21 protein-coding genes are annotated in these 22890 nt (G+C 28.5%); 5 read left to right on the plus strand and 16 right to left on the minus strand.

Going from position 1 to position 22890, the window contains the following annotated elements; all coding sequences use genetic code 11:
- The 8 genes from IAA47_04510 to IAA47_04545 all read right to left on the minus strand — a co-directional run.
- Window positions 1-304, minus strand: a 304-nt coding sequence (locus IAA47_04510) for a dTDP-4-dehydrorhamnose 3,5-epimerase family protein (GenBank protein MBU3842232.1), incomplete at its 3' end; no start/stop codon positions are given.
- A 9-nt stretch (window positions 305-313) separates the two neighbouring features.
- Window positions 314-1177 carry a glucose-1-phosphate thymidylyltransferase RfbA gene (rfbA, locus tag IAA47_04515; GenBank protein ID MBU3842233.1) on the minus strand — a complete coding sequence of 288 codons (864 nt, stop codon included), beginning with the start codon at window positions 1175-1177 and terminating at the stop codon, window positions 314-316.
- A 14-nt stretch (window positions 1178-1191) separates the two neighbouring features.
- Entirely contained in the window at window positions 1192-1587 is a 396-nt protein-coding gene (locus IAA47_04520; protein ID MBU3842234.1) for a hypothetical protein, read from the minus strand.
- A gap of 7 nt (window positions 1588-1594) precedes the next feature.
- Window positions 1595-2176 carry a hypothetical protein gene (locus tag IAA47_04525; protein ID MBU3842235.1) on the minus strand — a complete coding sequence of 194 codons (582 nt, stop codon included), beginning with the start codon at window positions 2174-2176 and terminating at the stop codon, window positions 1595-1597.
- The gene (locus tag IAA47_04530; GenBank protein ID MBU3842236.1) at window positions 2164-2910 is read right to left on the minus strand and encodes a lipopolysaccharide biosynthesis protein; all 747 of its coding nucleotides are present in this window, start codon (window positions 2908-2910) and stop codon (window positions 2164-2166) included. Before IAA47_04530 ends, IAA47_04525 begins: the two co-directional genes overlap by 13 nt.
- Complete coding sequence (locus IAA47_04535) at window positions 2891-3976, minus strand: lipopolysaccharide heptosyltransferase family protein (protein MBU3842237.1); 1086 nt, start codon at window positions 3974-3976, stop codon at window positions 2891-2893. Before IAA47_04535 ends, IAA47_04530 begins: the two co-directional genes overlap by 20 nt.
- Complete coding sequence (locus IAA47_04540; protein ID MBU3842238.1) at window positions 3942-5162, minus strand: glycosyltransferase; 1221 nt, start codon at window positions 5160-5162, stop codon at window positions 3942-3944. Before IAA47_04540 ends, IAA47_04535 begins: the two co-directional genes overlap by 35 nt.
- A gap of 11 nt (window positions 5163-5173) precedes the next feature.
- On the minus strand, window positions 5174-6274 hold the full coding sequence (locus IAA47_04545; GenBank protein ID MBU3842239.1) for a glycosyltransferase family 9 protein: 1101 nt from the start codon (window positions 6272-6274) through the stop codon (window positions 5174-5176).
- A 159-nt stretch (window positions 6275-6433) separates the two neighbouring features.
- On the opposite strand from IAA47_04545, the gene IAA47_04550 reads away from it, so the two are divergent.
- The 3 genes from IAA47_04550 (at window position 6434) to murI (ending at window position 9700) form a co-directional block, all read left to right on the plus strand.
- On the plus strand, window positions 6434-7312 hold the full coding sequence (locus IAA47_04550) for a YegS/Rv2252/BmrU family lipid kinase (GenBank protein MBU3842240.1): 879 nt from the start codon (window positions 6434-6436) through the stop codon (window positions 7310-7312).
- Window positions 7313-7673: 361 nt separating this feature from the next.
- Window positions 7674-8864, plus strand: a complete 1191-nt coding sequence (gltS, locus tag IAA47_04555; protein ID MBU3842241.1) for a sodium/glutamate symporter — start codon at window positions 7674-7676, stop codon at window positions 8862-8864.
- A 44-nt stretch (window positions 8865-8908) separates the two neighbouring features.
- Complete coding sequence (murI, locus tag IAA47_04560; protein ID MBU3842242.1) at window positions 8909-9700, plus strand: glutamate racemase; 792 nt, start codon at window positions 8909-8911, stop codon at window positions 9698-9700.
- Between the two features lie 59 nt (window positions 9701-9759).
- On the opposite strand, the gene IAA47_04565 is transcribed toward murI, so the two are convergent.
- The 3 genes from IAA47_04565 to IAA47_04575 all read right to left on the minus strand — a co-directional run bounded on the left by IAA47_04565 (window position 9760) and on the right by IAA47_04575 (window position 13432).
- On the minus strand, window positions 9760-11004 hold the full coding sequence (locus IAA47_04565) for a dicarboxylate/amino acid:cation symporter (GenBank protein MBU3842243.1): 1245 nt from the start codon (window positions 11002-11004) through the stop codon (window positions 9760-9762).
- A gap of 132 nt (window positions 11005-11136) precedes the next feature.
- On the minus strand, window positions 11137-12531 hold the full coding sequence (locus IAA47_04570) for a potassium/proton antiporter (protein ID MBU3842244.1): 1395 nt from the start codon (window positions 12529-12531) through the stop codon (window positions 11137-11139).
- Between the two features lie 10 nt (window positions 12532-12541).
- The gene (locus IAA47_04575; protein ID MBU3842245.1) at window positions 12542-13432 is read right to left on the minus strand and encodes a LysR family transcriptional regulator; all 891 of its coding nucleotides are present in this window, start codon (window positions 13430-13432) and stop codon (window positions 12542-12544) included.
- A gap of 125 nt (window positions 13433-13557) precedes the next feature.
- Here IAA47_04575 and IAA47_04580 point away from each other — a divergent pair, with 125 nt between their 5' ends.
- Complete coding sequence (locus IAA47_04580) at window positions 13558-14679, plus strand: acyl-CoA dehydrogenase family protein (GenBank protein ID MBU3842246.1); 1122 nt, start codon at window positions 13558-13560, stop codon at window positions 14677-14679.
- A gap of 56 nt (window positions 14680-14735) precedes the next feature.
- Here IAA47_04580 and IAA47_04585 read toward each other — a convergent pair whose 3' ends face one another.
- The 3 genes from IAA47_04585 to IAA47_04595 all read right to left on the minus strand — a co-directional run bounded on the left by IAA47_04585 (window position 14736) and on the right by IAA47_04595 (window position 20081).
- Window positions 14736-16496: a hypothetical protein gene (locus IAA47_04585; protein MBU3842247.1), complete on the minus strand. Its 1761-nt coding sequence runs from the start codon at window positions 16494-16496 to the stop codon at window positions 14736-14738.
- An 18-nt stretch (window positions 16497-16514) separates the two neighbouring features.
- On the minus strand, window positions 16515-19256 hold the full coding sequence (locus IAA47_04590) for a DEAD/DEAH box helicase (protein MBU3842248.1): 2742 nt from the start codon (window positions 19254-19256) through the stop codon (window positions 16515-16517).
- 120 nt (window positions 19257-19376) lie between these two features.
- Complete coding sequence (locus IAA47_04595; protein ID MBU3842249.1) at window positions 19377-20081, minus strand: MBL fold metallo-hydrolase; 705 nt, start codon at window positions 20079-20081, stop codon at window positions 19377-19379.
- Between the two features lie 115 nt (window positions 20082-20196).
- On the opposite strand from IAA47_04595, the gene IAA47_04600 reads away from it, so the two are divergent.
- Entirely contained in the window at window positions 20197-20565 is a 369-nt protein-coding gene (locus IAA47_04600) for a VOC family protein (GenBank protein ID MBU3842250.1), read from the plus strand.
- Window positions 20566-20683: 118 nt separating this feature from the next.
- On the opposite strand, the gene IAA47_04605 is transcribed toward IAA47_04600, so the two are convergent.
- Window positions 20684-22084: an alanine:cation symporter family protein gene (locus tag IAA47_04605; protein MBU3842251.1), complete on the minus strand. Its 1401-nt coding sequence runs from the start codon at window positions 22082-22084 to the stop codon at window positions 20684-20686.
- A 20-nt stretch (window positions 22085-22104) separates the two neighbouring features.
- The coding region (glsA, locus tag IAA47_04610) for a glutaminase A (protein MBU3842252.1) at window positions 22105-22890 on the minus strand (786 nt) is incomplete at its 5' end.

Raw genomic sequence — 22890 nt, forward strand, 5'->3', positions numbered from 1 at the left:
TTCCATACCATTGTCCATAAGTTTTACTTCCTTTTCTAATGTCTACAGCTACATCATATACAGAACCTTTTACTACTCTTACTAACTTTCCTTGAGAATGTTTAGTTTGAAAATGTAATCCTCTTAATACACCTTTTTTAGATTTTGAATGGTTATCCTGTACAAACTCTTCATTTATCCCTATATTTTCAAATTCTTTTTTACTATATGACTCTAAGAAAAAACCTCTATTATCTCCAAATACAGTAGGTTCAATTATACATAGCCCTTCTATACCTGTTTCTATTCTCTTAAATTTATTCATCTATTCCACCTATTTCACTAAATTTACTAGATACTCTCCATATTTTGACTTCATTAATGGTTTAGCTAATTCTAATACTTTTTCTTTACTTATCCATTCATTTCTATATGCTATCTCTTCAAGACAAGCTACCATTACTCCCTGTCTACTCTGAATAGTTTTTACAAAATTAGCTGCTTCAAGTAATGCATCATGCGTTCCCGTATCTAGCCATGCCATCCCTCTTCCAAAATTTACAACATGTAACTTCTCTTCTTGTAGATACATCTCGTTAATTGAAGTTATCTCTAACTCTCCTCTTTTTGAAGGCTTAACTCTTTTAGCTTTTTCTACTACCGTATTATCATAAAAATATAGTCCTGGAACTGCATAATTAGATTTTGGATTTTGTGGCTTTTCTTCTAAAGATATTACTTTCCCATTCTCATCAAATTCTACTACCCCAAAATCTTGTGGATTGGTTACATAGTAGCCAAATATTGTAGCCCCCTCTTTTCTTGCTTCTGCTTCCTTTAACATTCCTGTTAATCCATGTCCATAAAAAATATTGTCTCCTAAAACTAATGCACATGAATCATTATCTATAAATTTTTCTCCAATAATAAAAGCTTCAGCTAATCCATTTGGTTGCTCTTGAATCTCATATTCAAATCTAACTCCAAAGTCCTCTCCACTTCCTAATAACTCTTTAAATAAAGGTAAATCTCTAGGAGTTGATATTACTAAAATTTCTCTTATTCCCGCTAACATCAATATAGAAAGAGGATAGTAGATCATAGGTTTATCATATATTGGATTTATCTGCTTTGATATTGCTTTTGTTATTGGATAAAGTCTTGTTCCGCTTCCTCCAGCTAATATTATTCCTTTCATCTAATAAACTCCTCTTATTTAATTTCAAATATCTCTTTTAAAAATCCCTCAAAAGAATATTTATCTAAAATTTCTCTACTTAATTCTAAATATGGTGATTTAAAAAAATTAATATCTATTTTCTCTATCTCTTCAATTTTATCTACAATTAAAATATTATTTTCATTATAAAAGTCATAATTAATAACATCTTTATTAGTTGTTATTAATTTAGTATTATAAGCTAAACATTCTAAAGTTCTTAAGCTTAATCCCTTTTGATCTACAATATTTTTCTCAAAAGTAACTTTTGATTTTTTTACATTTTTAATATTTTCACTATATTTTATTTTTTGATTTGTTATAAATTTATCTTTCTTTTTTTTATCTTGAGTATACAGTAATATATTGTATTTTAAATTATTTTTCAAACAATATTCATATATTTTTTTTTACATACTTGTATCTTTCTGTATCCCTTTCTCTTCCTAAATAATAAAAATCTTCTTCTTTTCCTTCAACTTCATGTTCTAGATAAAAACTTGGTCTCCATTTTATATCATACGTTTTTGCATCTTCTTTCTCAAAAGTATAAACTTCATCATAATTCTTTTTATACCATTCTATCTCTTTTTTTCCCATTTTATCCCAAATAAATTTAATAAATTTTATCTTACTATTCTTCTTTTTTACTAAATCAATAAAAGTTTCACTATATCCAATTTCTCCAATTACTAGAACATAATCTATTTCTAAATATTTTTTTAAAAGTTCTTCATAATAATTAGTTTTTTTATGGTTATATATTTTTTCTATAACTTTTCCAAAAATCATATTTTCTTTCAGCTTTTTTAATTTTTTAAAATAATATGAATTAGTTTCAGGTTCACTTCCCAATATGAAATCAACACTTTTAAAATATTTTTTACTTTTTTTTAAAAGAATATCTTCATATTCTTTTAAAATAGGATCTACTGAAAGAACTATTTTTTTATTTTTTTGTAGTTCTATATTTTCCATCCTTTACTCCTTAATTCTTTTTTCTTATCTTTTATTTTAGTAATAAATTTATTTCTTTTTATTTTTTTCAAGCTTTTAGCTAAAAAATAAGATATTTTATTAGAGTTATAATTATAATTTTTTTCAACATCAAATCCTTTTTCAATTGTTAAAATGTCCTCTTTAAATGTAAAAATATCATACCAACGCTTAAAATATATATATTTCTCTTCTTTTGCTTGTGAATCTAAAATTCTAATTATTCCATCTTTAGCTTTAATAAAGTTTGAAGTATTCAAATCTCCATGATAAATTCCATGATTATGCATTTTTTTAGTTAATTCCATAACTTTTGCTATTTCTTCAAGAGTTTGTAAAGCTTTTCCATCAATATATTCCATTAGAATATAACTTTCTACTATTAAATTATTTTTTCTTTTTACAATAGCACCATATACTTCCACAAATTCTACTATTCCTTTATTTCTAGCTTTGTTAATATTTATTAATGTATTCAAAGCTTCTCCCTTTTTAAAAAATGTAAGAAGCTTTCTTTGAGGAATTATATTTTCTGCCTTTGGAGATTTTAATATATATTTTTTATTATCAAAGCTTACTATTGCTACATAGTTTCTTACTGTATCTTTTAGTATCTTTTCTACTTTATAATTTTTATCAATTATTTTTTTTAGTACTTCTTCATATTTCTTTTCATAAAAATATCCAATGTATCCCTTATATTTTATATTTTTCATTTATATTCTCCATTTTCTTCAGGGTCTCTTTTATATTTTTTATCACTATTTCCTTATCTAATATTTTTAAATTTTTCTCTTTTTTACCTATTATTACTGAATTTATATCTGATTTAGGTGCAAATATAATTAAAGTATCCTTATCTTCTGTATAAATAGCTACTATAGGTATATTATACACTGATGCTACATGAATAACTCCTGTATCAACACTAAATAGCATATCTGCATACTTTATAATTGCAGATGCTTCTAAAATATTTTTAGTTTTTGGTAATAATTTTACATTTTCTAAATTTAAAGTATCTATTTTTGATTTTATTTGTTCATAAATTCTTGGAATAGTTAAAATATGTAGTTCTATTTTATTATTTATCTTAGGAATATTTTTACAAAAATATTCTATATCCTCTTCTTTCAAACATCTACTTTGAGAACTTCCTAAAAAATTAAAAACTATATTTATTTTATCTTTATTGAAATAATCTTTATATTTTTCTTCTAATTCCCCTAAATACAATTCATATTTTCTGTTGGAATTATCAATACCAAAACCATCTAATGCTTTCATATTTATATCAACAGCATGATCCGTTGATTTATTATCTATATATTTATCAAAAATACTTAGTTCATCTTTTTTTATTCCAAATTTTTCCATTCTATAACATCCTATTAAATATTTAGGGTTCATTATTCTTAAAGCTAATAAATGAAAGAATCTTGGGTTTCTAGTAAAATCAAAATATAAATCATATCTATTTCTCAATTTAAATGCCTTAATTATTTCTTGAGTTATTCTAAAAATTTTTAATTTACTTTTATTTTTTTCTTCAATTATGATATAATTTACATTAGGATGATTCCATAATAAAGATTCAGCACCTTTCTCTACAATTACATCTATTTTTATCTCTTTATTTACATTTGATAAAGTGCTTAATAATGGCGTTTTAACAATTATATCTCCAACTCTTCCCCCTAAAATTAATACTCTTTTTATGTTTTCTATCCTGAATTCTTTTTTCTTCTTATTTCCTATTAGTTTTATTAAAAATTTTCTCATTTCTTTCATCACCAAAATCTAAAATTTTTTTAAACTGTTTTAATACATAAATAGCATTAAATTCTTGTAATTTTTCTATATAAAAATCTTCTATATATTTCTTTCTTCTTTCCTCATCTATTAATAATTTTTCTAATTCTATTTTAAAACTTTCTTTATCACCAGTTTTTACTAGTACTCCGTATTTATTATCTCCTAATATATCTTTTGGTCCAGTCGGACAATCATAAGTTATCACTGGAGTACCTAATATCATACTTTCTAAAAAAACAGTTGGTAAACCTTCACTGTATGAAGTATGAACGAATATTTTTGCATTTTTTATCCAAGGTAATGGATTCTTTTTTTGACCAACTAAAATTATTTTATCTTCTAACTTTAATTCTTTTATTCTTTTTTCTAATTCTTCTCTTGCTGGTCCCTCTCCTAATATGTATAATTTTTCTTGAACTCCATCTTTATATAATTTATTATATATCTCTACTAAATCTATTCTTCCTTTTTCTTTAACCAATCTTGAAACTGCAACTATATAATCTTTCTTTAAATAATTTTTATCTTCTTCTTTTATTATTTCTTTCCCTTTTTTTACTCTATCTATATCAAAAGGATTATATAATCTTATTATTTTCTCTTCAGGAATTTTAAATATACTTTTAACTTCTTCTTTCATTTCATCACAAATTACCACAATTTTCCAATATTTATTTAATCTTTTAGCTAATCTTTTTTTCTTTTTTTCATTTCTATTTTTTGAAGTTAAATGCATCCAACCTATTTTAGGTAAATCAATTATATCAAGATACTTTCCTAAACTCATATCGAAATCTATTACTACATCAAACTTATCTTGATTTTCACACATAAACCTCTTTAACCATTTTTTCATATATATTCTTTCATAACTTAGCAATAATGGATATAATAATCTACAGAAAATATTTTTTTTATTTTCTTTTACTTTATTTCTAAACTTTACCATCTCTTCTGTTTTTATAAAAACAACAGGTAAATTTTTAGGTATATCTGTTAAAAATATATTTTTTTCTGGGTCATTCTCTTTTATTAATACAGTTATCTCTAAATCCTCATCATTAGCTAATCCCTGTAAATAAGAAGTAAGTACTCTTTCTATTCCCCCCATAAATAATTGACCATTATAAAACAACACTCTCTTCTTTTTCATCTACCTCTCCCTTAAACAATTACTTTCTCTATCTCATTTACATCAAAATTATTTATATCATCATCTTTATTCTCTTTTGAAAAAACCTGAATAGCTTTATCAGAGTTAGGTCCCCACAATACACTGTTGTTTCCTACTATATCCTCTCTATAAATTGCTATTACTTTTTTATCTAATCCTACTCCTATATGGACTATAGAGGTATCTGGTGAAATAACCAATTCACTATTTTGTACTAATGCTATAACATCTTCTATACCTTTTAAATCTAAATAATGGACTCTTCCATTATTTATTTTATTTTTTATATCTACTACCTCTTTTTTGTTTTCACCATGTCCTAATATATATATTTCATCATCAGTTTTCTTTAAGAGAAGTTTAATAATTTTTTCTATATTTTCTCTATTAAAACTTCTGTGTTTACTTGCAGCATATGGATTTAATATAATTCTTTTTTTATTCTCTATTTCTTGTATAGCTTCTTCTTTTTTTATTTTCTCTATTACTCTATTTACTGCTTCATCTGAAATTTGAATATCATAATTACTCTTTATATTTTTTATTCCTAATTTTTCTAAAATCTTTACAAATCTCCTTGTTATATGTGCATTACTATCTTCACTAATACTAACATCAAACAATCCCCAATCATCTTTTTCAACACCTAAGTTTATTCTACATTTACACTTATTAATAAACATTATCTGCTTCTCTCTCAAAATTGTAGAAGTATCAATTAATAAATCATATTTTTCTTCCGCTATCTCTTTTGCTAATTCTTTTAAATAACCACTACTCTTTTTGTATTCATAAATTTTATCTACATAGATATTATTTTTTATAATATCTATTGCTCCTTTTCTTGTTACAACTCCAATTTTTATATTAGGGTACTGTTTCTTTATCTCTCTATATACGAAGCTACTTACAACCATATCCCCTATTTTTCCATCATCTCTTAATAATAAAATAGAATTTATAGAGTTTTTTTCTATTAATTTTTCTCCTGATATATTTACTTTCTCTTTTTTATCCCATAACAATCTAGCTATCTTTACTTTTTGTTTTCTCAAAAAATTTTGAAATGAAGCATTTATTTTTCTAATCATAGATTTCCTTTCCTAAATTCTATTATTTTTAAGATTTTTAAAATATATTTTTCATTCTAAATTATATCAAATTTTCCTCAAATTTTATACCATATTTTTTACTTTATATGATATTATATACAATGAGAAGTAGCAATAAACAAAACAATGAGGTGCAGTATGAAAAAGGTTAAATTTATATACAATCCTTTCTCTGGAGAGGCAGTAGTTACTAAAAATTTAGACACAATAATTGAAAAATATCAAGCTAAAGGATATACCATAGTACCTTTTAGAATCTCTACTGAACAGAGTTTAGAAGATGCCTTTTTAGATATAGATAGCTCCTACCATCACATCTTAGGAGCTGGTGGAGATGGAACTATCAATCAGATTATAAATATTATGAAAAAAAAGAATTTAGATATACCTTTAGCAATACTTCCTGTAGGTACAGCTAATGATTTTGCAAAATATATTGGAATGCCTGCTGATATTGGAAGTGCTTGTGATAAAATATTAGCTGGAAAGATTCAAGAGATAGATTTAGGAAAAGCTAATGATAAATATTTTATCAATGTTTTTAGTTTTGGATTATTTACTGATGTTTCTCATAAGACACCTACCCATTTAAAAAATACTATAGGGAAACTAGCTTACTATCTAAATGGAATAAAAGAGTTACCTTCTTTTAAAAAATTAGATATTAAAGTTACCTCTGATGAATTTTTTTACGAGGGAAATGCTCTTATTTTTTTCACATTTAATGGAAGGACTGCTGGAAATATAAATATATCTTATAAAAGTGAGATAAATGATGGATTATTAGATGTAATCATAGTTAAGGGAGAGAATATTCGTTCAACTTTATCTTCACTTCTTGCTTTTCTGAAATTAGAACATCTTGAGAAACCAAAGGATATTATTCACTTTACAACTTCAGATTTTACTGTAGAATACAGTGATTCTTCCCTTGAAAGTGACATTGATGGAGAGGTTGGTCCTACATCACCTATACATATCTCTTGTATTGAAAATGGACTTAAAATGATATACTAAGCTTAAAAAAGGCTCATTTTTTTAAAACGAGTCTTTTTTTACGACATACTTTTATTTTTTGAACTTTTATAGTAAAATATTATATATATTATAGATTATTATTATTTTTTTATTTTATATAGAAGATAGTAACAGTCTAGATTTAAAACATATTTTTTTACTTTTGTTTGTTAAAAGAAAAACAAATTATTTTTTTCACTTTATGTTTAAATTAAATTTATTTTTAAAAAAATACCATATTGAATTTTAATGATCTTAATATTAATTATATATATTATTAATTATTGACTTTTAACTATTATATAGAGTATATTCATAATATGAGATTTTTATTACAATATATTTTGAGGAGGTATTTTTTATGTTTAGTTATTCTTTTAACATGGCGGAAACGTTAGCTGTAGCTATTGTTGTACTTTTAATTGGAAGAGAAGTTAGAAAAAGAATTCATTTTCTACAAAGATTCTTCATTCCAGCTCCAGTAGTTGGAGGAGTTATCTTCTCTATATTACTTTTAATAGGACACTCTAGTAAAGCTTTTTCTTTCCAATTTGATGGTGTATTACAAAGCTTTCTAATGTTAATTTTCTTTACTACAATAGGTTTTACTGCTAGTGCAAAATTATTGAAAAAGGGTGGAATAGGAGTTTTAATCTTCTTAATAACTGCTACTGTACTTGTTATCGTTCAAGATATAGTTGGAGTTGGATTAGCTAAGGTATTTGGACTTCATCCTCTACTAGGACTTGCTGTTGGTTCTATTCCTTTAACTGGAGGACATGGAACTTCTGGAGCTTTTGGTCCTGTATTGGAGGAGTTAGGGGTTAACGGTGCTCTTTCTGTTTCTATAGCTGCAGCTACTTATGGATTGATAGCTGGATGTTTAATTGGAGGACCTGTTGCTAAAAAACTTAAGGAAAAATACAATTTAAAACCTAATTTAGATGACGAAATTAAGGTTATTGAAGAGGCTGAAGAGGAAGGAATTGGTGTTTCTGAATCTACACTTTTTGATGCAGTGGTTATAATTGCTTTAGCAATGGGATTAGGTTCTTGGATAGCTCCATTCTTAAAGCAATATGGAGTTGTTATTCCAGTATATATAGGTCCTATGTTTATGGCTGCTATTATTAGAAATATCTATGATGCCACTGGAAAAACTTTACCTATGCCTGAGATAGCTATCACTGGAAATATAGCTCTTTCTCTATTCTTAGCAATGGCACTTATGACTTTAAAATTATGGGAACTGGCAGATCTTGCTATACCAATAGTTTCTATTTTATTAATTCAAACTATTATTATGGCACTTTATGCATACTTTATTACATTTAACGTTAACGGAAAAGATTATGATGCGGCAGTTATGGCGACTGGACACTGTGGTTTTGGATTGGGAGCAAGTCCAAATGCAATGGCTAATATGGAGGTTTTTACAAAGGAAAATGGACCTTCTCCAAAGGCTTTCTTCGTATTACCACTTGTTGCTGCACTATTTATAGATTTTACAAATGCAACAGTAATCACTTTCTTTATGAATATGTTTGGATAAAATTATATTGAGATAAGTATTTGAAAGGGGGAGAATAGATTCTCATGAATAACAATTCTAATATAGGGGTTTTTGATTCAGGAGTAGGAGGAACTACTGTCCTAAAAGAGATATTAAAAGTTCTGCCCCATGAAAATATTCTTTATTATGGAGATAGTGGAAATGCTCCATATGGGCAAAAAAGTACAGAGGAAATTCAAAAATTATGTTGTAGAATTTTAGATTTTTTCATAGCAAATAATTGTAAAGCTGTGGTAGTAGCTTGTAATACAGCTACTGCTGCTGCCTTAGATAAATTAAAAAATACATACTCCATTCCGATAATTGGAGTTATTTCAGCTGGAGTAAAAGGGGCTTTAAAGGTAACCAAAAATAATAGAATAAATATTTTAGCTACTCCCTTTACTGTAGATTCTAATGCTTATATAAAGGAGTTGAGAAAGCATTTTAAAAGCTTTAAAATAACTCAAGAAGGTTGCCCAGAATTCTGTCCTATGATAGAGATTGGTTGGGAAACTCATCCAGATAGATATGATATTTTAAAATCTCATATATCACATCTCTCTCAAGAGGCTGATACATTGATATTAGGTTGTACTCACTATCCTATTATCAAAAATGATATCGAGAGATTTTTTTCTGGAAATATAGTTGATCCTGCTAGAGAAACAGCTTTAGAATTATATTCTCTACTTAGATTAAATGATCTTTTGAATACTTCTTCAAAGATAGGAAAAGTTGAATTTTTTGTAACTGGGGACAAAAAACTTTTTAAAAAAATAGCTGAACAGTTTTTAGAATTTGAAATAAAAAATATCTACCAAATTGATAAATAGAAAAGTTTTGAGGGTATTACACTTAAGTAACACCCTCATTTTTGAGTCTATTTTGAGTTTTATATAGCTTCTTTTAGTTGTTCCCCTTCAGTCTTAGCAATCACTAAAGTACAAACTGCATCTCCTGTAATGTTTATCATTGTTCTAAACATATCTACAAATCTATCTATTCCCATTACAAGTCCTATTCCCTCAAGAGGAAGTCCTACTTGTACAAGTACCATTCCTAACATTATAACCCCTACACCTGGAACACCTGCTGTTCCTATTGAGGCTAAAGTAGCTGTAACTATTATTGTTATATAGTTCCCCATTGTTAGATCTATCCCATATATTTGAGCTATAAATATAGTTGCAACCCCTTGCATAACTGCTGTTCCATCCATATTTATTGTATTTCCTAACGGAATTGTAAATGACGAAATCGCCTTTGATACTCCAAATGTTTCTTGCATAGCTTTTAATGAAGATGGTAAGCTAGCACTACTAGAAGCAGTAGAGAAACCTACCATCATTGTAGGAGCAAAATTCTTAAAAAACTTTATTGGATTATACTTTCCAAATACTACTAAAATACCTTGATAAGTAACTAAACAGTGAATGAATAGTATTATTACAACACCTATAAAGTACTTAAATAGTGGTAAAAGAGCCGCATAACCTAAAGTAGTAAAAGTCTTCGATATAAGTCCATAAACACCAAAAGGTGCAATTACCATTATCATCTCAACAAGTTTTAAACTTAGATTATTTCCCTCTTCAAATATTCTCTTTATATTACTAGCCTTATCTCCTAAAAGGGATAAAGCTACCCCAACTAAAATAGCAAAAATTATAATTTGTAACATATTTCCTGTAGCCATAGCTTCTACTGGATTAATAGGTATCATATCTAGTAGTATATCTACAAAGGGCTTTGTTTCAGATACAGTTACTTTAGAAACTGCAATCTCTCCTATATTAACTCCTTTACCCGGATTTATTATATTTCCACCAACTAGAGCTAATACTACTGCAAAAGCTGTTGTAGATAGATAAAATACTAAAGTTTTTATCCCTATTCTCCCTAATTTTGCAACATCTTCTATTCCAGCTGAACCTACAACTAATGAACATAAAACTAATGGTACAACTACCATTCTTATAGCTCTAATAAATCCATTTCCAAGTAGATTAAATACAAAGTCTATAATATACTTACTTACAAAAGGATTATCCTTTATTGGATGTAAAACTAACCCTGTAGTTATACCTAATATTAATGCTATAAAAATTTTTGTTGTTAGATTAATTTTTTTGTTCATTTTTCACTCTCCCCTATTGAAAATTATTTTTCTTTATATGTTTTTTTAAAAAAATTATATAAAAGATTATATCACAATTTTTTGAAAAATCAATAATTATTTTTAAAAAACTAAAAATATTTTTTTAAAAGGTTAAACTCTGCTCAATAAAAGTCTATCTCCTGCTCTTAATATTACATCTCCTCTTGGTATTATATCTTGATCTCCTCTTCTAATAGAGATAATATGCACACTTCTTGGAAGTGATAGATCTTTTATTGCCTTATCTACATACTCTGAATTTTTATCTATATATAGTTTCTTTATAGATAATTCTTCTAGTTCTTCTAAATCTATCTCTGTTGTCTCGTCATCTTCTCCCTCTTCAAATAGATTTAAGAATTTAGCTAATGGTTTTAAAGTCATTCCTTGAATGATTACAGAGAAAACTACAATATAGAATACCATATTGAAAATAGATTGTGATTTTCTTATTCCCTCTGTTATAGCCATAGTTGAGAAAATGATTGGCACTGCCCCTTTAAGTCCTGCCCAAGAGATGAAAAACTTCTCTTTTAAATTGTAATTGAACTTTTCTAAAAGTAAAAATACAACCGCTGTTCTTGAAACTAATGTTATTAGAATAGCTAAGATACTTCCACTAATTACAACTTTTCCTAGTTGACTTGGGAAAACTAATAGACCTAGTAAAACGAACATTATTATCTGCATTAACCATGATAATACTCTCATATTTCTAAAACTATTCATCTTAAATTCAAATCTCTCATTTCCAACTAATATTCCCATTAAATATATAGCTAGGAATCCATTTCCACCTAAAATATTTGTAAGGGAAAAACAGATAAATAGAAAAGCCATCAAATGAATAGTTAAGAACTCCGCTCTCTCTATTCTCAAAAACTTCCCTATAGGTATTGTTGCCTTTCCAAAAGCTATTCCTAACACTCCACCGATAACTAATTGTTTTATCAAAAAGAAAATTCCACCAGCAATAGATAGCCCATCAGCTTTAAACATCGAGATTATAAATAGTATAAGGGCATAAGCCATTGGGTCATTACTTCCAGATTCTATCTCTATCACTGTTTTTACTCTCTTTTTCAGTTTGGAATCTCCAAGGACAGAGACCACTGCTGCTGCATCTGTAGATGAAACTATTGCACCAAACAGTAATGCCTCTTTAAATGAAAAATCTGTAAGTATAAAGGTAAAAAATGCTGCAAATATAGTTGTTAAAAATACTCCTAAAGTTGCTAATATCCCACTTGGATATAGTGCAGATAAAGCATCCTCTTTCTTAGTTTCAAGGGCACTAGAAAAGAGAATAAAAAGAAGTGCAAAGTTTCCAATTTGTTGTGTTAATTCAGCATCATCAAAATATATTCCACCTATTCCCTCTGATCCTGCCAATATCCCTATAAATAGGAACATTATCAACAATGGAACCTGTACCTTCTTAGATAATCTGATTGAAAAAAGACTGATAAAAAGTAAAATTCCTCCTGTTAAAAGTTTGTACTCCATTTTCCCTCCTTTATAAATTATATATATCTTTCATAAAATTATACCACTCTTGATACTCTTCTCGATGTATGCTATCTTTTAAAAATACAAAGTTGAACTCTCTCTCTTCATAAAAATTTTCTAAATTTATTGGGGCTAATTTTCTCATAAGAATCTCTTTTTCCACAGCTCTCTCATATATGAAAGAGATTCCCTTATTTTCTTTTACAAGCTCTTTTATCATATTTATATTCTCTATCTCATATTTTCTAGTAAAATTATTTAAAGATAGGTTATTATCATAGAGTATCTTTTCAAAGATATCTCTTGTTCCTGATCCCTTTTCTCTTAGAATTATTCTCTCCTTTACTATATCATCAAATTTTGTGATCTCTGTTGCTATAGGATTATTAGCTGCACATATTCCCACAAATCTCTCCTTAGAAAAAAGATAGTATTCATACTCAGTTTTTTCAAAAAATCCCTCTATGAAGGCAAAATCTATATTCCCTTTTCTTAACTCCTCCAATAGTTCACTTGTATCTCTGATTATAAAAGAGATATTTATATCTGGATATCTATTTGATATTTCTGAGATAATTTTTGGAATAATATACTCTCCTATTGTAAATGTGGCTCCAAAATGTAAATTTTTTCTATTTGGATCCATCTCTTTTATCTCTGATTGAATTTTATTAGCATCTGACCTCATTGTCAATAGATATTTATAAAGAGCCTCTCCCTGTGGTGTCAAGGTTAGTATTTTCTTGTTATAATTGAATAATTTACAGCCATAAAATTCCTCTAAATATTTAATGTGTTGACTTACTGCTGGTTGGGTCATATGAAGTGCTTCTGCTGTTTTAGTATAATTTTTAGTTCTACATAACTCTATAAATGTATCTACTCTAAAATCTAACATCTCTCTTCTCCCTTAATTTATAATTTTTTATTATATTTTGATAAAAATATATAATTTTATTTTATATTTTTTTTATGATAAAATCAATATATAAATAAAAAAATAATATTTTTAGGAGGGCTAATATGAATTTTAAATTTTCAAATGAACAAGAGGTATTTTTATCAAAGGTTAGAGAATTAACTAAGCAATATGTAGCACCTATTGCTGCTGAGATAGATAGAGAGGCTTCATTCCCAATCAGTAGTATCAAAGCACTTGGAGAAAATGGTATAATGGGAATCCCTTTTGAAAAAAAATATGGTGGGCTTGAAATGGACAATCTAACTTATGCAGCTGCTGTTGAAGAGCTTTCAAAAGCTTGTGCTTCTACTGGAGTAATTATGTCAGCACATACATCTCTTTGCTGTTGGCCAATAGCTACATATGGTACTGAAGAGCAAAAAATTAAATATCTAACTCCTCTAGCTAGTGGAGAAAAATTAGGGGCTTTTGGTTGGACTGAAGCTGAAGCTGGAACTAAAACAACTGCTGTAAAAGAGGGAGATAAGTATATTATTAATGGTAAAAAAGTCTTAATCACAAATTCACATGAAGCTGATATCTTTATCATATTTGCTAAAACAAACCCTGAAACTGGCTCTCTTTCTGCCTTTATAGTAGAGAAAGGAACTAAAGGATTTGCTATTGGAGAGGCTGAAGATAAGATGGGGGTAAGAGGTTCTTCAACTGCTGAACTTTTCTTTGATAACTGTATTATTCCAGAGGAAAATCTGCTAGGAAATTTAAGTGGAGGATTTAAAATTGCTATGGCTACTCTTAATGGTGGAAGAATTGGTGTGGCTGCTCAATCTGTTGGAATAGCTCAAGGAGCTTTAGATGCAGCTATAAACTATGTAAAAAATAGGATGCAACTTGGTAAGCCTATATCACACCATCAAAATACACAATTTGTCATAGCTGACCTTCAAACTAAGATAGATGCTGCAAGACTTATGACTTATAGAGCTGCTAATATGAAAGATTTAGGAGAAGATTATGGATATATGGCATCTATGGCAAAGCTTTTTGCTTCTGAAATAGCCATGGAGGTTACTACTAAAGCTGTTCAGTTATTTGGTGGAAATGGATATTCTAAAAAATTTCCAGTTGAAAGAATGATGAGAGATGCTAAAGTTACTGAGATATATGAGGGAACTTCTGAAATTCAAAAGGTAATTATTGCTTCTCATATGGGTATAAAATAATATTTAATAAAAATAACGAGTATGGCTAATTAAACCTACTCGTTATTTTCATCATATTAAAAGTTTACATAGTATCCATGCTCTTTAAATAAGCTTATCACTTCACTTATATTCTCACTTTTAACTAATAGATGGAAATCCTCACCCTTAAGCATCAAAGGTTTAAATCTCTCATCTTTCGTTATAATTTTTATAAGCTCTTTATCATTTTTTAGCTTCAGTACTACAAATTGACTCTCAGCCTTTATAACACTACTCTTCTCTAGAATATCATTAAAAAACTCTTTCCAAAGTTGGTTTGGTTCAGGAGTTATCTTATTATAAAACTCATTTATTCTCTCCTCTATCTCCTTAGAGCTACTAACCCCTCTTAAGAAGTTCTCTCTACTAAATTTATATTTATTAGTAGCTATTCTTTGAGCCACTCTCTCTAAGAACATAGTTTTCACTGGAGTATCTCCCATAACAGTAGCTATCAATCTATCCTCATCTAATAGTACCTCTCCATCCTCTTTGGCATTTTTAAAATCATACTCATCTACTCTATCAAAGCAGTATCTTCCAAGCTCTGTAAATTTAACATATTTGATTCCATCAAATTTACTCAAATATCCATTTTTTAGGTATAGAGAGTTATTAATAGATGGATAATCATAGTATATCTCAAAAACTCCTAATACCCCTAGAATAAATAGAACCGACTTTATAAATGGGATAACTACATACATCTGATATTTCTCATAGTTTAATATCTTAGTTCTCTCATAGTTTGCCTCGTTTATATAGATATAATCATAGGCATCTTTTACATCTATTATCTCTATGAACTCATCTCTATACAGTATAGCTTTTATGACATTTTCTACACTGATAGGCTTATCATCTGGAAACTCATCTATTATATTTTTGATAGTTGCCAGCCCTCTTTTTATCTCCTCTTTGGATTTCCAGATATTCTTTACTCCCTTTAAGTAATTTAAATAAAGAGATGTATAGTGGTAGTTTTCCTCTTTTACAAGCTCCCCACTCATAAAATCCTTAACTATATTCTTTATATTTGAAACTTTAAAGTAATTTTCATCAATATACTTATCCTTTACCAAGAAGAAGAAAAGAGCTATTGTTTCAGTTTTTAGATAATCTAAATCCTTTGAATCCTCGTAATACTCTGTGATATTACAATATTTCTTCATATTCAACTTAGACTCTTTCAGTATCTTAGCACTATTTGAAAGCTTTATCCCACCTTGAGAATAAAACTCAAAATACATCTTAAAGCTTTCTATTAACTCTTTCTCATTGCTATTTACAAGGTTTGCCTTTACCTTTTTTTGAGGTATAATCTTATACTCAGCTGGTTTTTTCATAAATCTTCTTATTACTCTAAGAATATCATAATCTAAGTATAGATACTCCCCTTTTTTCATATCCTTATCCACTTTAAAGAAAAGAAACTCATCTTTCAAATCCTTATTTATATCATAGTGGTTTTCTAATTTAAAAAATCTCTCCTTATCAGTAATAAAGAACTTTCCATTCCATGCAACCTCTTCAAATACCTCTTTTACCTGTTGATCTAATCTCTCAAAGATGGTACAAAATATATTTTCCTTAGAGTAAAACTGCTCCAATAAATCTAAAAAAGTTTGTTTATTGCTATTTTCACTAATTAAAGAGATTTCAAAAAGTCCTAAATTACTCCCTATATAGCCCTCTGCTATCCAGTCTAAAAAATATTTAGTATAAAGTTTAAACAAAACTTCTTTGGAGTAAAACTCATTTACTGCCTCTCTAAATCTATCTTTACTTATTGCCATCTCTTCTCCTTAACCTTTTTATTCTCCTAGAATAAACTCAATATCCTTTTCAGAAAGTGTTTTTAATGTTGAACTATCTTCAGATATTAGATTATCTAAAAGTTTTATTTTAGATTCTTGTAATTGAAGTATCTTCTCTTCAATAGTGTCTTTCAGTATTAACTTATATGAAAATACTGTTCTGTCTTGTCCTAATCTATATGCTCTATCTATAGCTTGGTTTTCCACTGTCTTATTCCACCATGGATCATATATAAATATCGTATCTGCAGCGGTTAGATTTAGTCCAACCCCTCCTGTTTTTAGTGTCATTACAAATACCTTATATTTACTATCCTTTTGGAATTTATCCACAAGTAACTGTCTATCCTTTGTACTTCCACTCATAGATAGATATTTTACTCCATATTTATCTAAATCTTCACAGATATTTTTTATAGAGTTGATATAGTTGGTAAATACTAGTACCTTATGTCCATTCTCTACTGCATCTAAAATATTGTTTATAAGCACCTCTCTCTTACTTGAAGTTACTCCAACACTCTTAGCCTCTGGACAACTTGTAATCTGTCTCAATTCATTTAGTGCTTGAAGAATAAAAAATTGTGTCTTTCCTATTCCATTCTCTTTTATCTGAGAGTGTACCATATTGTAGTAGTAGTTTCTTCTCTCCTCATATAGTTTTTTCTGCTCTGGATTCATCTCTATATACATAGTTTTCTCTATCTTATCTGGTAGATCCTTTAGAACCTCTTTCTTTATTCTTCTTAAGATAAATGGATATACCTTTTTCTTTAACTCCTCTATAGCCTCTTGGTCATTCTCCTTCTGAATTGGTATAGCATAGAAGTTATTAAACTCCTCCATAGTACCAAACATAGATGGATTCAGGAATCTAAATAATGAGTACAATTCACTTAAGTTGTTTTCAATCGGTGTTCCACTCAATGCTATTCTATGTTTTGCATTCAGTAACATTATAGCCTTAGTTGTTTGAGCATTTACATTTTTTATATTTTGAGATTCATCTAATATTACAACATCAAAATCATAATCTCTAATTATCTCGATATCATTTCTAATTGTTCCATATGTCGTTAGAATTACACCACTCTTTTTTATAATATCTCTATTTCTAAAGTTTCCATAGTAAATTCCAACCTTTAACTTTGGACTGAACTTCTTTATCTCACTTTCCCAGTTATATATCAGGGATTTCGGCATAATTACAAGACTCTTTGTCCCCTTCTTCTCATGTAATCTAGTCAATACAGATATAGCTTGTAATGTCTTTCCAAGTCCCATATCATCTGCTAGACATCCACCTAAATTATTATCTATTAGATATGATAACCATTTATATCCATACTCTTGATACTCTCTCAACTTTGCCTTAACCTTTGGTGGTTCTATATTATAATCTTTTATATTATTAATTCCTTTAAAGAAATCTCTTGTTCTATTCATCTCTTCCGAGAATATTTTATCCTCGATTAACTCCTCTACAAGAGGTAGATCAAAGAAGGAAAGCTTTACTTTTTTCTTATCATTATCCTTAAATAATCTCTCTAACTTCTCTATATACTTTTTATTTATTAAAGCACTTGTTCCATCACTCAACATTATATATGAATCTTTTTTATAAGATGATAGCACATCTAATATTGAGAATTTTTCTCCTTCAATCTCAAGTTCTATCTCCCCTTCTAAAAAGTCTATTGAATGACTAAATTTCCCAATAACCTTTGGTTTTACTGCTTTTATATTATACTTTCTAAGCTTATCAGTTCCAACTACTCTATATTTTGAAGCTAATTGTAATAGATCTTGCATAATAAACTCTTTTGCTAGCTTCTCTTGCATAATGATAAGATTACTCTCATCTAAATAGTAACTTGCCCTTACCTTAAGATTTTTTTGGTTTTTTACAAGAAGCTTTATCACATCTTCAACAGCTTCAGATATTCTACTTATATCTACATCACATATAGATATTTTTTTCTCTAGGTTATTTACAATAGCCACCTTATCTATCTCATGTTCCTTTAGGAAATCGTAGTGCATTCCTGAAACCATCAGAGTAATTTGTAGATATAAGCTATTATCATGTGATATTTTCTCTATAACTATTTGTGGACTTGGCACACATTTCTCACCCTGTACCACTTTATAATCCTTGTATTCTATCTCTATATTCTTAAAATATTTTATAGTAAGAGTTAAAAAGTTCTCTAGTCCTGATTCATCAATTGTTCCTACTAGCTCCTTCAAAGTATGAAAATCGTTACTCTCCATATCTATGATATAGAAAACATTATCAGCTAAAATTAAATCCTCATTTATAATTAAAAAATCATTTATTGAACCATTTAATAGAAGTTCTGTAGTTAGAGCTGTTGCCCCATTTTCCTTCTCTTTTATAATAAGAGCTAAGGTATTCTCTCTCTTAACCCATTTTAATGGTTCCATACTCTCATTTACAAGTTTTGGATTATCTATTAGATACTCTATTAGATCTGGATGCTCATTTAGATAAGCCTCCTCATATTCATTCTCCCAATCTATAAAAAAGCTATCCTCTTTAATTCCCTTTATATATGTCAAAATTTGGCTAGTAGTATCCTCTGCCTCTTCATCTACATCTATACTCTCTAGCATCTCTCCACTTTTATCAACTGGAAGAACATATACCCCTCTTTCATCTATTTTTAGCATAAAATATATATTTTCTAGTACATCATCTCTCTTTTTCAAGCTCATACCCTTTCTACCCTTACCTATTTCTAATTTTATTCAGAGTATATTATATCAAAAAATACGGATTTTATCAATATCTTATTTCTTTCATAGCTTTAATAACTTCTTATTTTATTTAACTCTTTAACATATCTCTAATATTTTCTCACAATTTTTTTCAAACTCTATTATATTTTTAGCTACTCTCTTTTTTAACTCTTTTATGATTTCATAGTTATCCCACATATGCATAGGAACTATATTTTTTACTTTAACCTTTTCTATAAAATACTCAATTCCTAAAAAACTATTTTTCTCTAATCTTGGATCAACTGGATAGAATAGGTAATCTATGCACTCCTCCTTTAAAACTTCCTCTATATAGTCCATTTTGCTATAATACAATTCTCTCATATATGTCTCTTCCTCTAAAGTATCATCAGACCAAGCCCACCAATTCAGATCCCCTGCGTGGAAAAAAGTTTTCCCATCACATTTTACAAAAAATGATACTCCTAAATCTGTAGAACCAAAAACCTTTATTTCCACTCCATCAACCTCTAATTTATCTCCCTCTTTTACAAAGTAAGCATCTACCTCTTCCTTTATATCATCACTTAAAATATATTTTATATTTGAATTTATTTTCTGCCACTCTAAAATTTCCTTTCTAAAGTGATCTCTATGGCTGTGAGATGAAAAAACAAATACTTCCTTCTCTCCCACTATAAATTCCTTTACTCTAAATTCTCCACTATCTTTTTTAGGCTCCATATAATAATCAAAAATCAATTTATACTTCTCAGTTTCTACTGCAAATCCACTATGATAAATATAGAAAATCTTCATCTCATACCTCCTAAATATTGTTATCATTCTTTATATTATAACCTCTTCAATTGTTTTTGACAACAACTAATAGATTTTGATATAATCTATTTATAAATTTTTAAGGGGGATTGCCATGTTTAAATTTAACCATTTTAATTTTAATGTATTGGACTTAGAAAAAAGTTTAAAATTTTATAAAGAGGCTCTTGGATTAGAAGAAGTTAGAAGAAAAGAAGCTGAAGATGGAAGTTATAAATTAGTATATCTTGGAGATGGAGAGGGACACTTCTCTTTAGAACTTACTTGGCTTAGAGATAGAGAGGAAAAATATGATTTAGGTGATGAAGAGTTCCATCTAGCTTTAACTACTGAAAATTTTGATGAAGCTTATCAAAAACATAAAGAAATGAGAGTTATTATATATGAAAATCCAGCTATGGGAATCTACTTTATAGGAGATCCTGACGGATATTGGATAGAGATAGTTCCAGCAAAAATGTAAATTAATGAAAAGAGGAGCTCACCTAAGGCGAACTCCTCTTTTAGTTTGGGGAAAGAATTTTATGAATTAATTATTATACTTTTTAGACGAAGCTTTTCTTAAAAAAGTTTAATTTTTTTTAATCTTCTAACGGAATTTCTCCATTTTTATCCCAACACTCTACTCCCGTACTATCACTTAGTACATCTATTGTAAATATTGGATTCTTTCCTTTTTTCTTCTCACTTATATAGTGCTCTAATGTTTCAATCGCTGGCTTTCTTAACATAAATATTGCGTAAACATTAAACATTACCATAAAGGCCATAAATAAATCTGCTATATTCCAAATTAAAGCTGATTCTCTAACAGCTCCAAAAAATACCATTGCAATAACTAAAACTCTGAATATTTGTATCTTTATTCCCTTATCAGCGTTTAGATACTCTAAATTAGTTTGTCCATAGTAGTAGTTTCCTATTATTGTTGTATAAGCAAATAGAAGTACACAAATTAAAAGGAAAACATCTCCAAATGCTCCTAATTGGCTCTTCATAGCTTGTTGTGTTAATCCTATTCCATCTAAATTTTGTCCTAAAACACCAGAGAATAAAATGATAAAAGCTGTGGCTGTACAAACTCCTAATGTTGTTACATATACACCTAAAGTTTGAATTAGCCCTTGTTTTACTGGGTGTGAAGCTGAAGCTGAAGCTCCTGCATTAGGAGTACTTCCCATTCCTGCCTCATTAGAGAACAACCCTCTTTTTACCCCTTGCATTATAACTGTTCCTAAAGTTCCTGCTCCAAAAGCTTTTAATCCAAAGGCATTCATTATTATTAATTCAAATACCGGAATTATTATTGGAATATGTTTTAAAACTATGATTATAGCTACTATAAGATAACTTACTCCCATTAATGGTACTATTACCTCTGAAACTTTAGCTATTCTCTGCATACCACCATATATAACAAGAGCTGATAATATAACTATTATTATTCCACTTGTCATTCTACTTAATCCACTATAATTTTCTATAGCTATTGTCATTGTATTAGCTTGTACAGCATTGAAGATAAGACCATATGTCATAGTTAAAAGTATTGAGAAAGCTACTCCCATCCATCTTTTACCCATAGCTTTTTCCATATAAAAAGCTGGTCCTCCTCTGAATGTTCCATCTTTTTTCTCTTTATATATCTGTGCTAGTATATTTTCTACTATACTTAAACTTCCAACTATTAGAGTTAAAACCCACATCCAAAATACAGACCCAGGTCCTCCTAAAGAGATTGCTATTGCTACCCCAGCTAAACTTCCTGTTCCTACCTTTGACCCTGCACTTACACAGAAGGCTTGGAATGGTGATATTCCATTTCCACTCTTCTTTTCAAACATTATCGAAAACATCTCTTTTATCTGAGTTAAATTTGAAAACTTTATCTTAAAAGTAAAATATATTCCTGAAATAATAAGTAATGCAATTATTATGTAACCCCATAAAATTCCATTTAAAAGATTAATTATATTATTCAAACTTCTTCCTCCTTATAAATTTAAAATATTGATAACTTTAACTCTCTTGATAGATCCTCTAACAAATGAATTCCACCAATTGAATTTCCCTTCGCATCTAAAGATGGACCATATACACCAATTCCCAATTTCCCCGGTGAAACAGCCACTATTCCACCACCTACACCACTCTTACAAGGTATTCCTACTCTTACAGCTACCTCTCCAGACATATCATAAGTTCCACAAGTTATCATTAAAGTCTTTATAATTGTACTTATTCTTGGTGTCAATATCTGCTCCCCTGTACTTGTACATCCGTTATTTGCTAAAAATAATCCTAATTTAGCTAATGTATAGGCAGTAACCTCTATTGAACACTGCTTAAAATAGACTTCTAATGCATCCTCTACATTTCCCTCTATTATTCCATCATTTTTTAAAAAATATCCCATTGCTCTATTTTTATTTCCTGTTTCACTCTCTCCACAATAAATTTTATAATTTACATCCAACGTTTCATCTTCAGTAATTTTTTTAAAAAACTCCAATACTCTTTGGAATTTTTCTCTGGCATCTTTCCCCTTTATCATAGCTGCTACAGCTATTGCCCCTGCATTTATCATAGGATTATATGGTTTTTTCTTACTTGATGTTTCAAGTTTTCTAATTGAGTTAAATGGATCTCCAGAAGGTTCCATTCCTACCTTTGAGAAGACAAACTCCTCTCCATTGTCCAAAATAGCCAACATAAGAGTTACAAGCTTTGATATACTTTGAACTGTGAACTTTATCTCCCAATCACCCGCTGTATATCTATTTCCCTC

The sequence above is a fragment of the Candidatus Fusobacterium pullicola genome, assembly GCA_018883725.1.
GTDB lineage: Bacteria > Fusobacteriota > Fusobacteriia > Fusobacteriales > Fusobacteriaceae > Fusobacterium_A > Fusobacterium_A pullicola.

Coding starts and splice junctions, on each gene's coding strand:
- IAA47_04550 (MBU3842240.1), top strand. CDS start 6,434: ATGAAAAAGGTTAAATTTATATACAATCCTTTCTCTGGAGAGGCAGTA.
- IAA47_04600 (MBU3842250.1), top strand. CDS start 20,197: ATGTTTAAATTTAACCATTTTAATTTTAATGTATTGGACTTAGAAAAA.
- IAA47_04525 (MBU3842235.1), bottom strand. CDS start 2,176: ATGGAAAATATAGAACTACAAAAAAATAAAAAAATAGTTCTTTCAGTA.
- IAA47_04540 (MBU3842238.1), bottom strand. CDS start 5,162: ATGAAAAAGAAGAGAGTGTTGTTTTATAATGGTCAATTATTTATGGGG.
- IAA47_04535 (MBU3842237.1), bottom strand. CDS start 3,976: ATGAGAAAATTTTTAATAAAACTAATAGGAAATAAGAAGAAAAAAGAA.
- IAA47_04570 (MBU3842244.1), bottom strand. CDS start 12,531: ATGGAGTACAAACTTTTAACAGGAGGAATTTTACTTTTTATCAGTCTT.
- murI (MBU3842242.1), top strand. CDS start 8,909: ATGAATAACAATTCTAATATAGGGGTTTTTGATTCAGGAGTAGGAGGA.
- gltS (MBU3842241.1), top strand. CDS start 7,674: ATGTTTAGTTATTCTTTTAACATGGCGGAAACGTTAGCTGTAGCTATT.
- IAA47_04545 (MBU3842239.1), bottom strand. CDS start 6,274: ATGATTAGAAAAATAAATGCTTCATTTCAAAATTTTTTGAGAAAACAA.
- IAA47_04595 (MBU3842249.1), bottom strand. CDS start 20,081: ATGAAGATTTTCTATATTTATCATAGTGGATTTGCAGTAGAAACTGAG.
- IAA47_04565 (MBU3842243.1), bottom strand. CDS start 11,004: ATGAACAAAAAAATTAATCTAACAACAAAAATTTTTATAGCATTAATA.
- IAA47_04590 (MBU3842248.1), bottom strand. CDS start 19,256: ATGAGCTTGAAAAAGAGAGATGATGTACTAGAAAATATATATTTTATG.
- IAA47_04575 (MBU3842245.1), bottom strand. CDS start 13,432: ATGTTAGATTTTAGAGTAGATACATTTATAGAGTTATGTAGAACTAAA.
- IAA47_04580 (MBU3842246.1), top strand. CDS start 13,558: ATGAATTTTAAATTTTCAAATGAACAAGAGGTATTTTTATCAAAGGTT.
- IAA47_04530 (MBU3842236.1), bottom strand. CDS start 2,910: ATGAAAAATATAAAATATAAGGGATACATTGGATATTTTTATGAAAAG.
- IAA47_04585 (MBU3842247.1), bottom strand. CDS start 16,496: ATGGCAATAAGTAAAGATAGATTTAGAGAGGCAGTAAATGAGTTTTAC.
- rfbA (MBU3842233.1), bottom strand. CDS start 1,177: ATGAAAGGAATAATATTAGCTGGAGGAAGCGGAACAAGACTTTATCCA.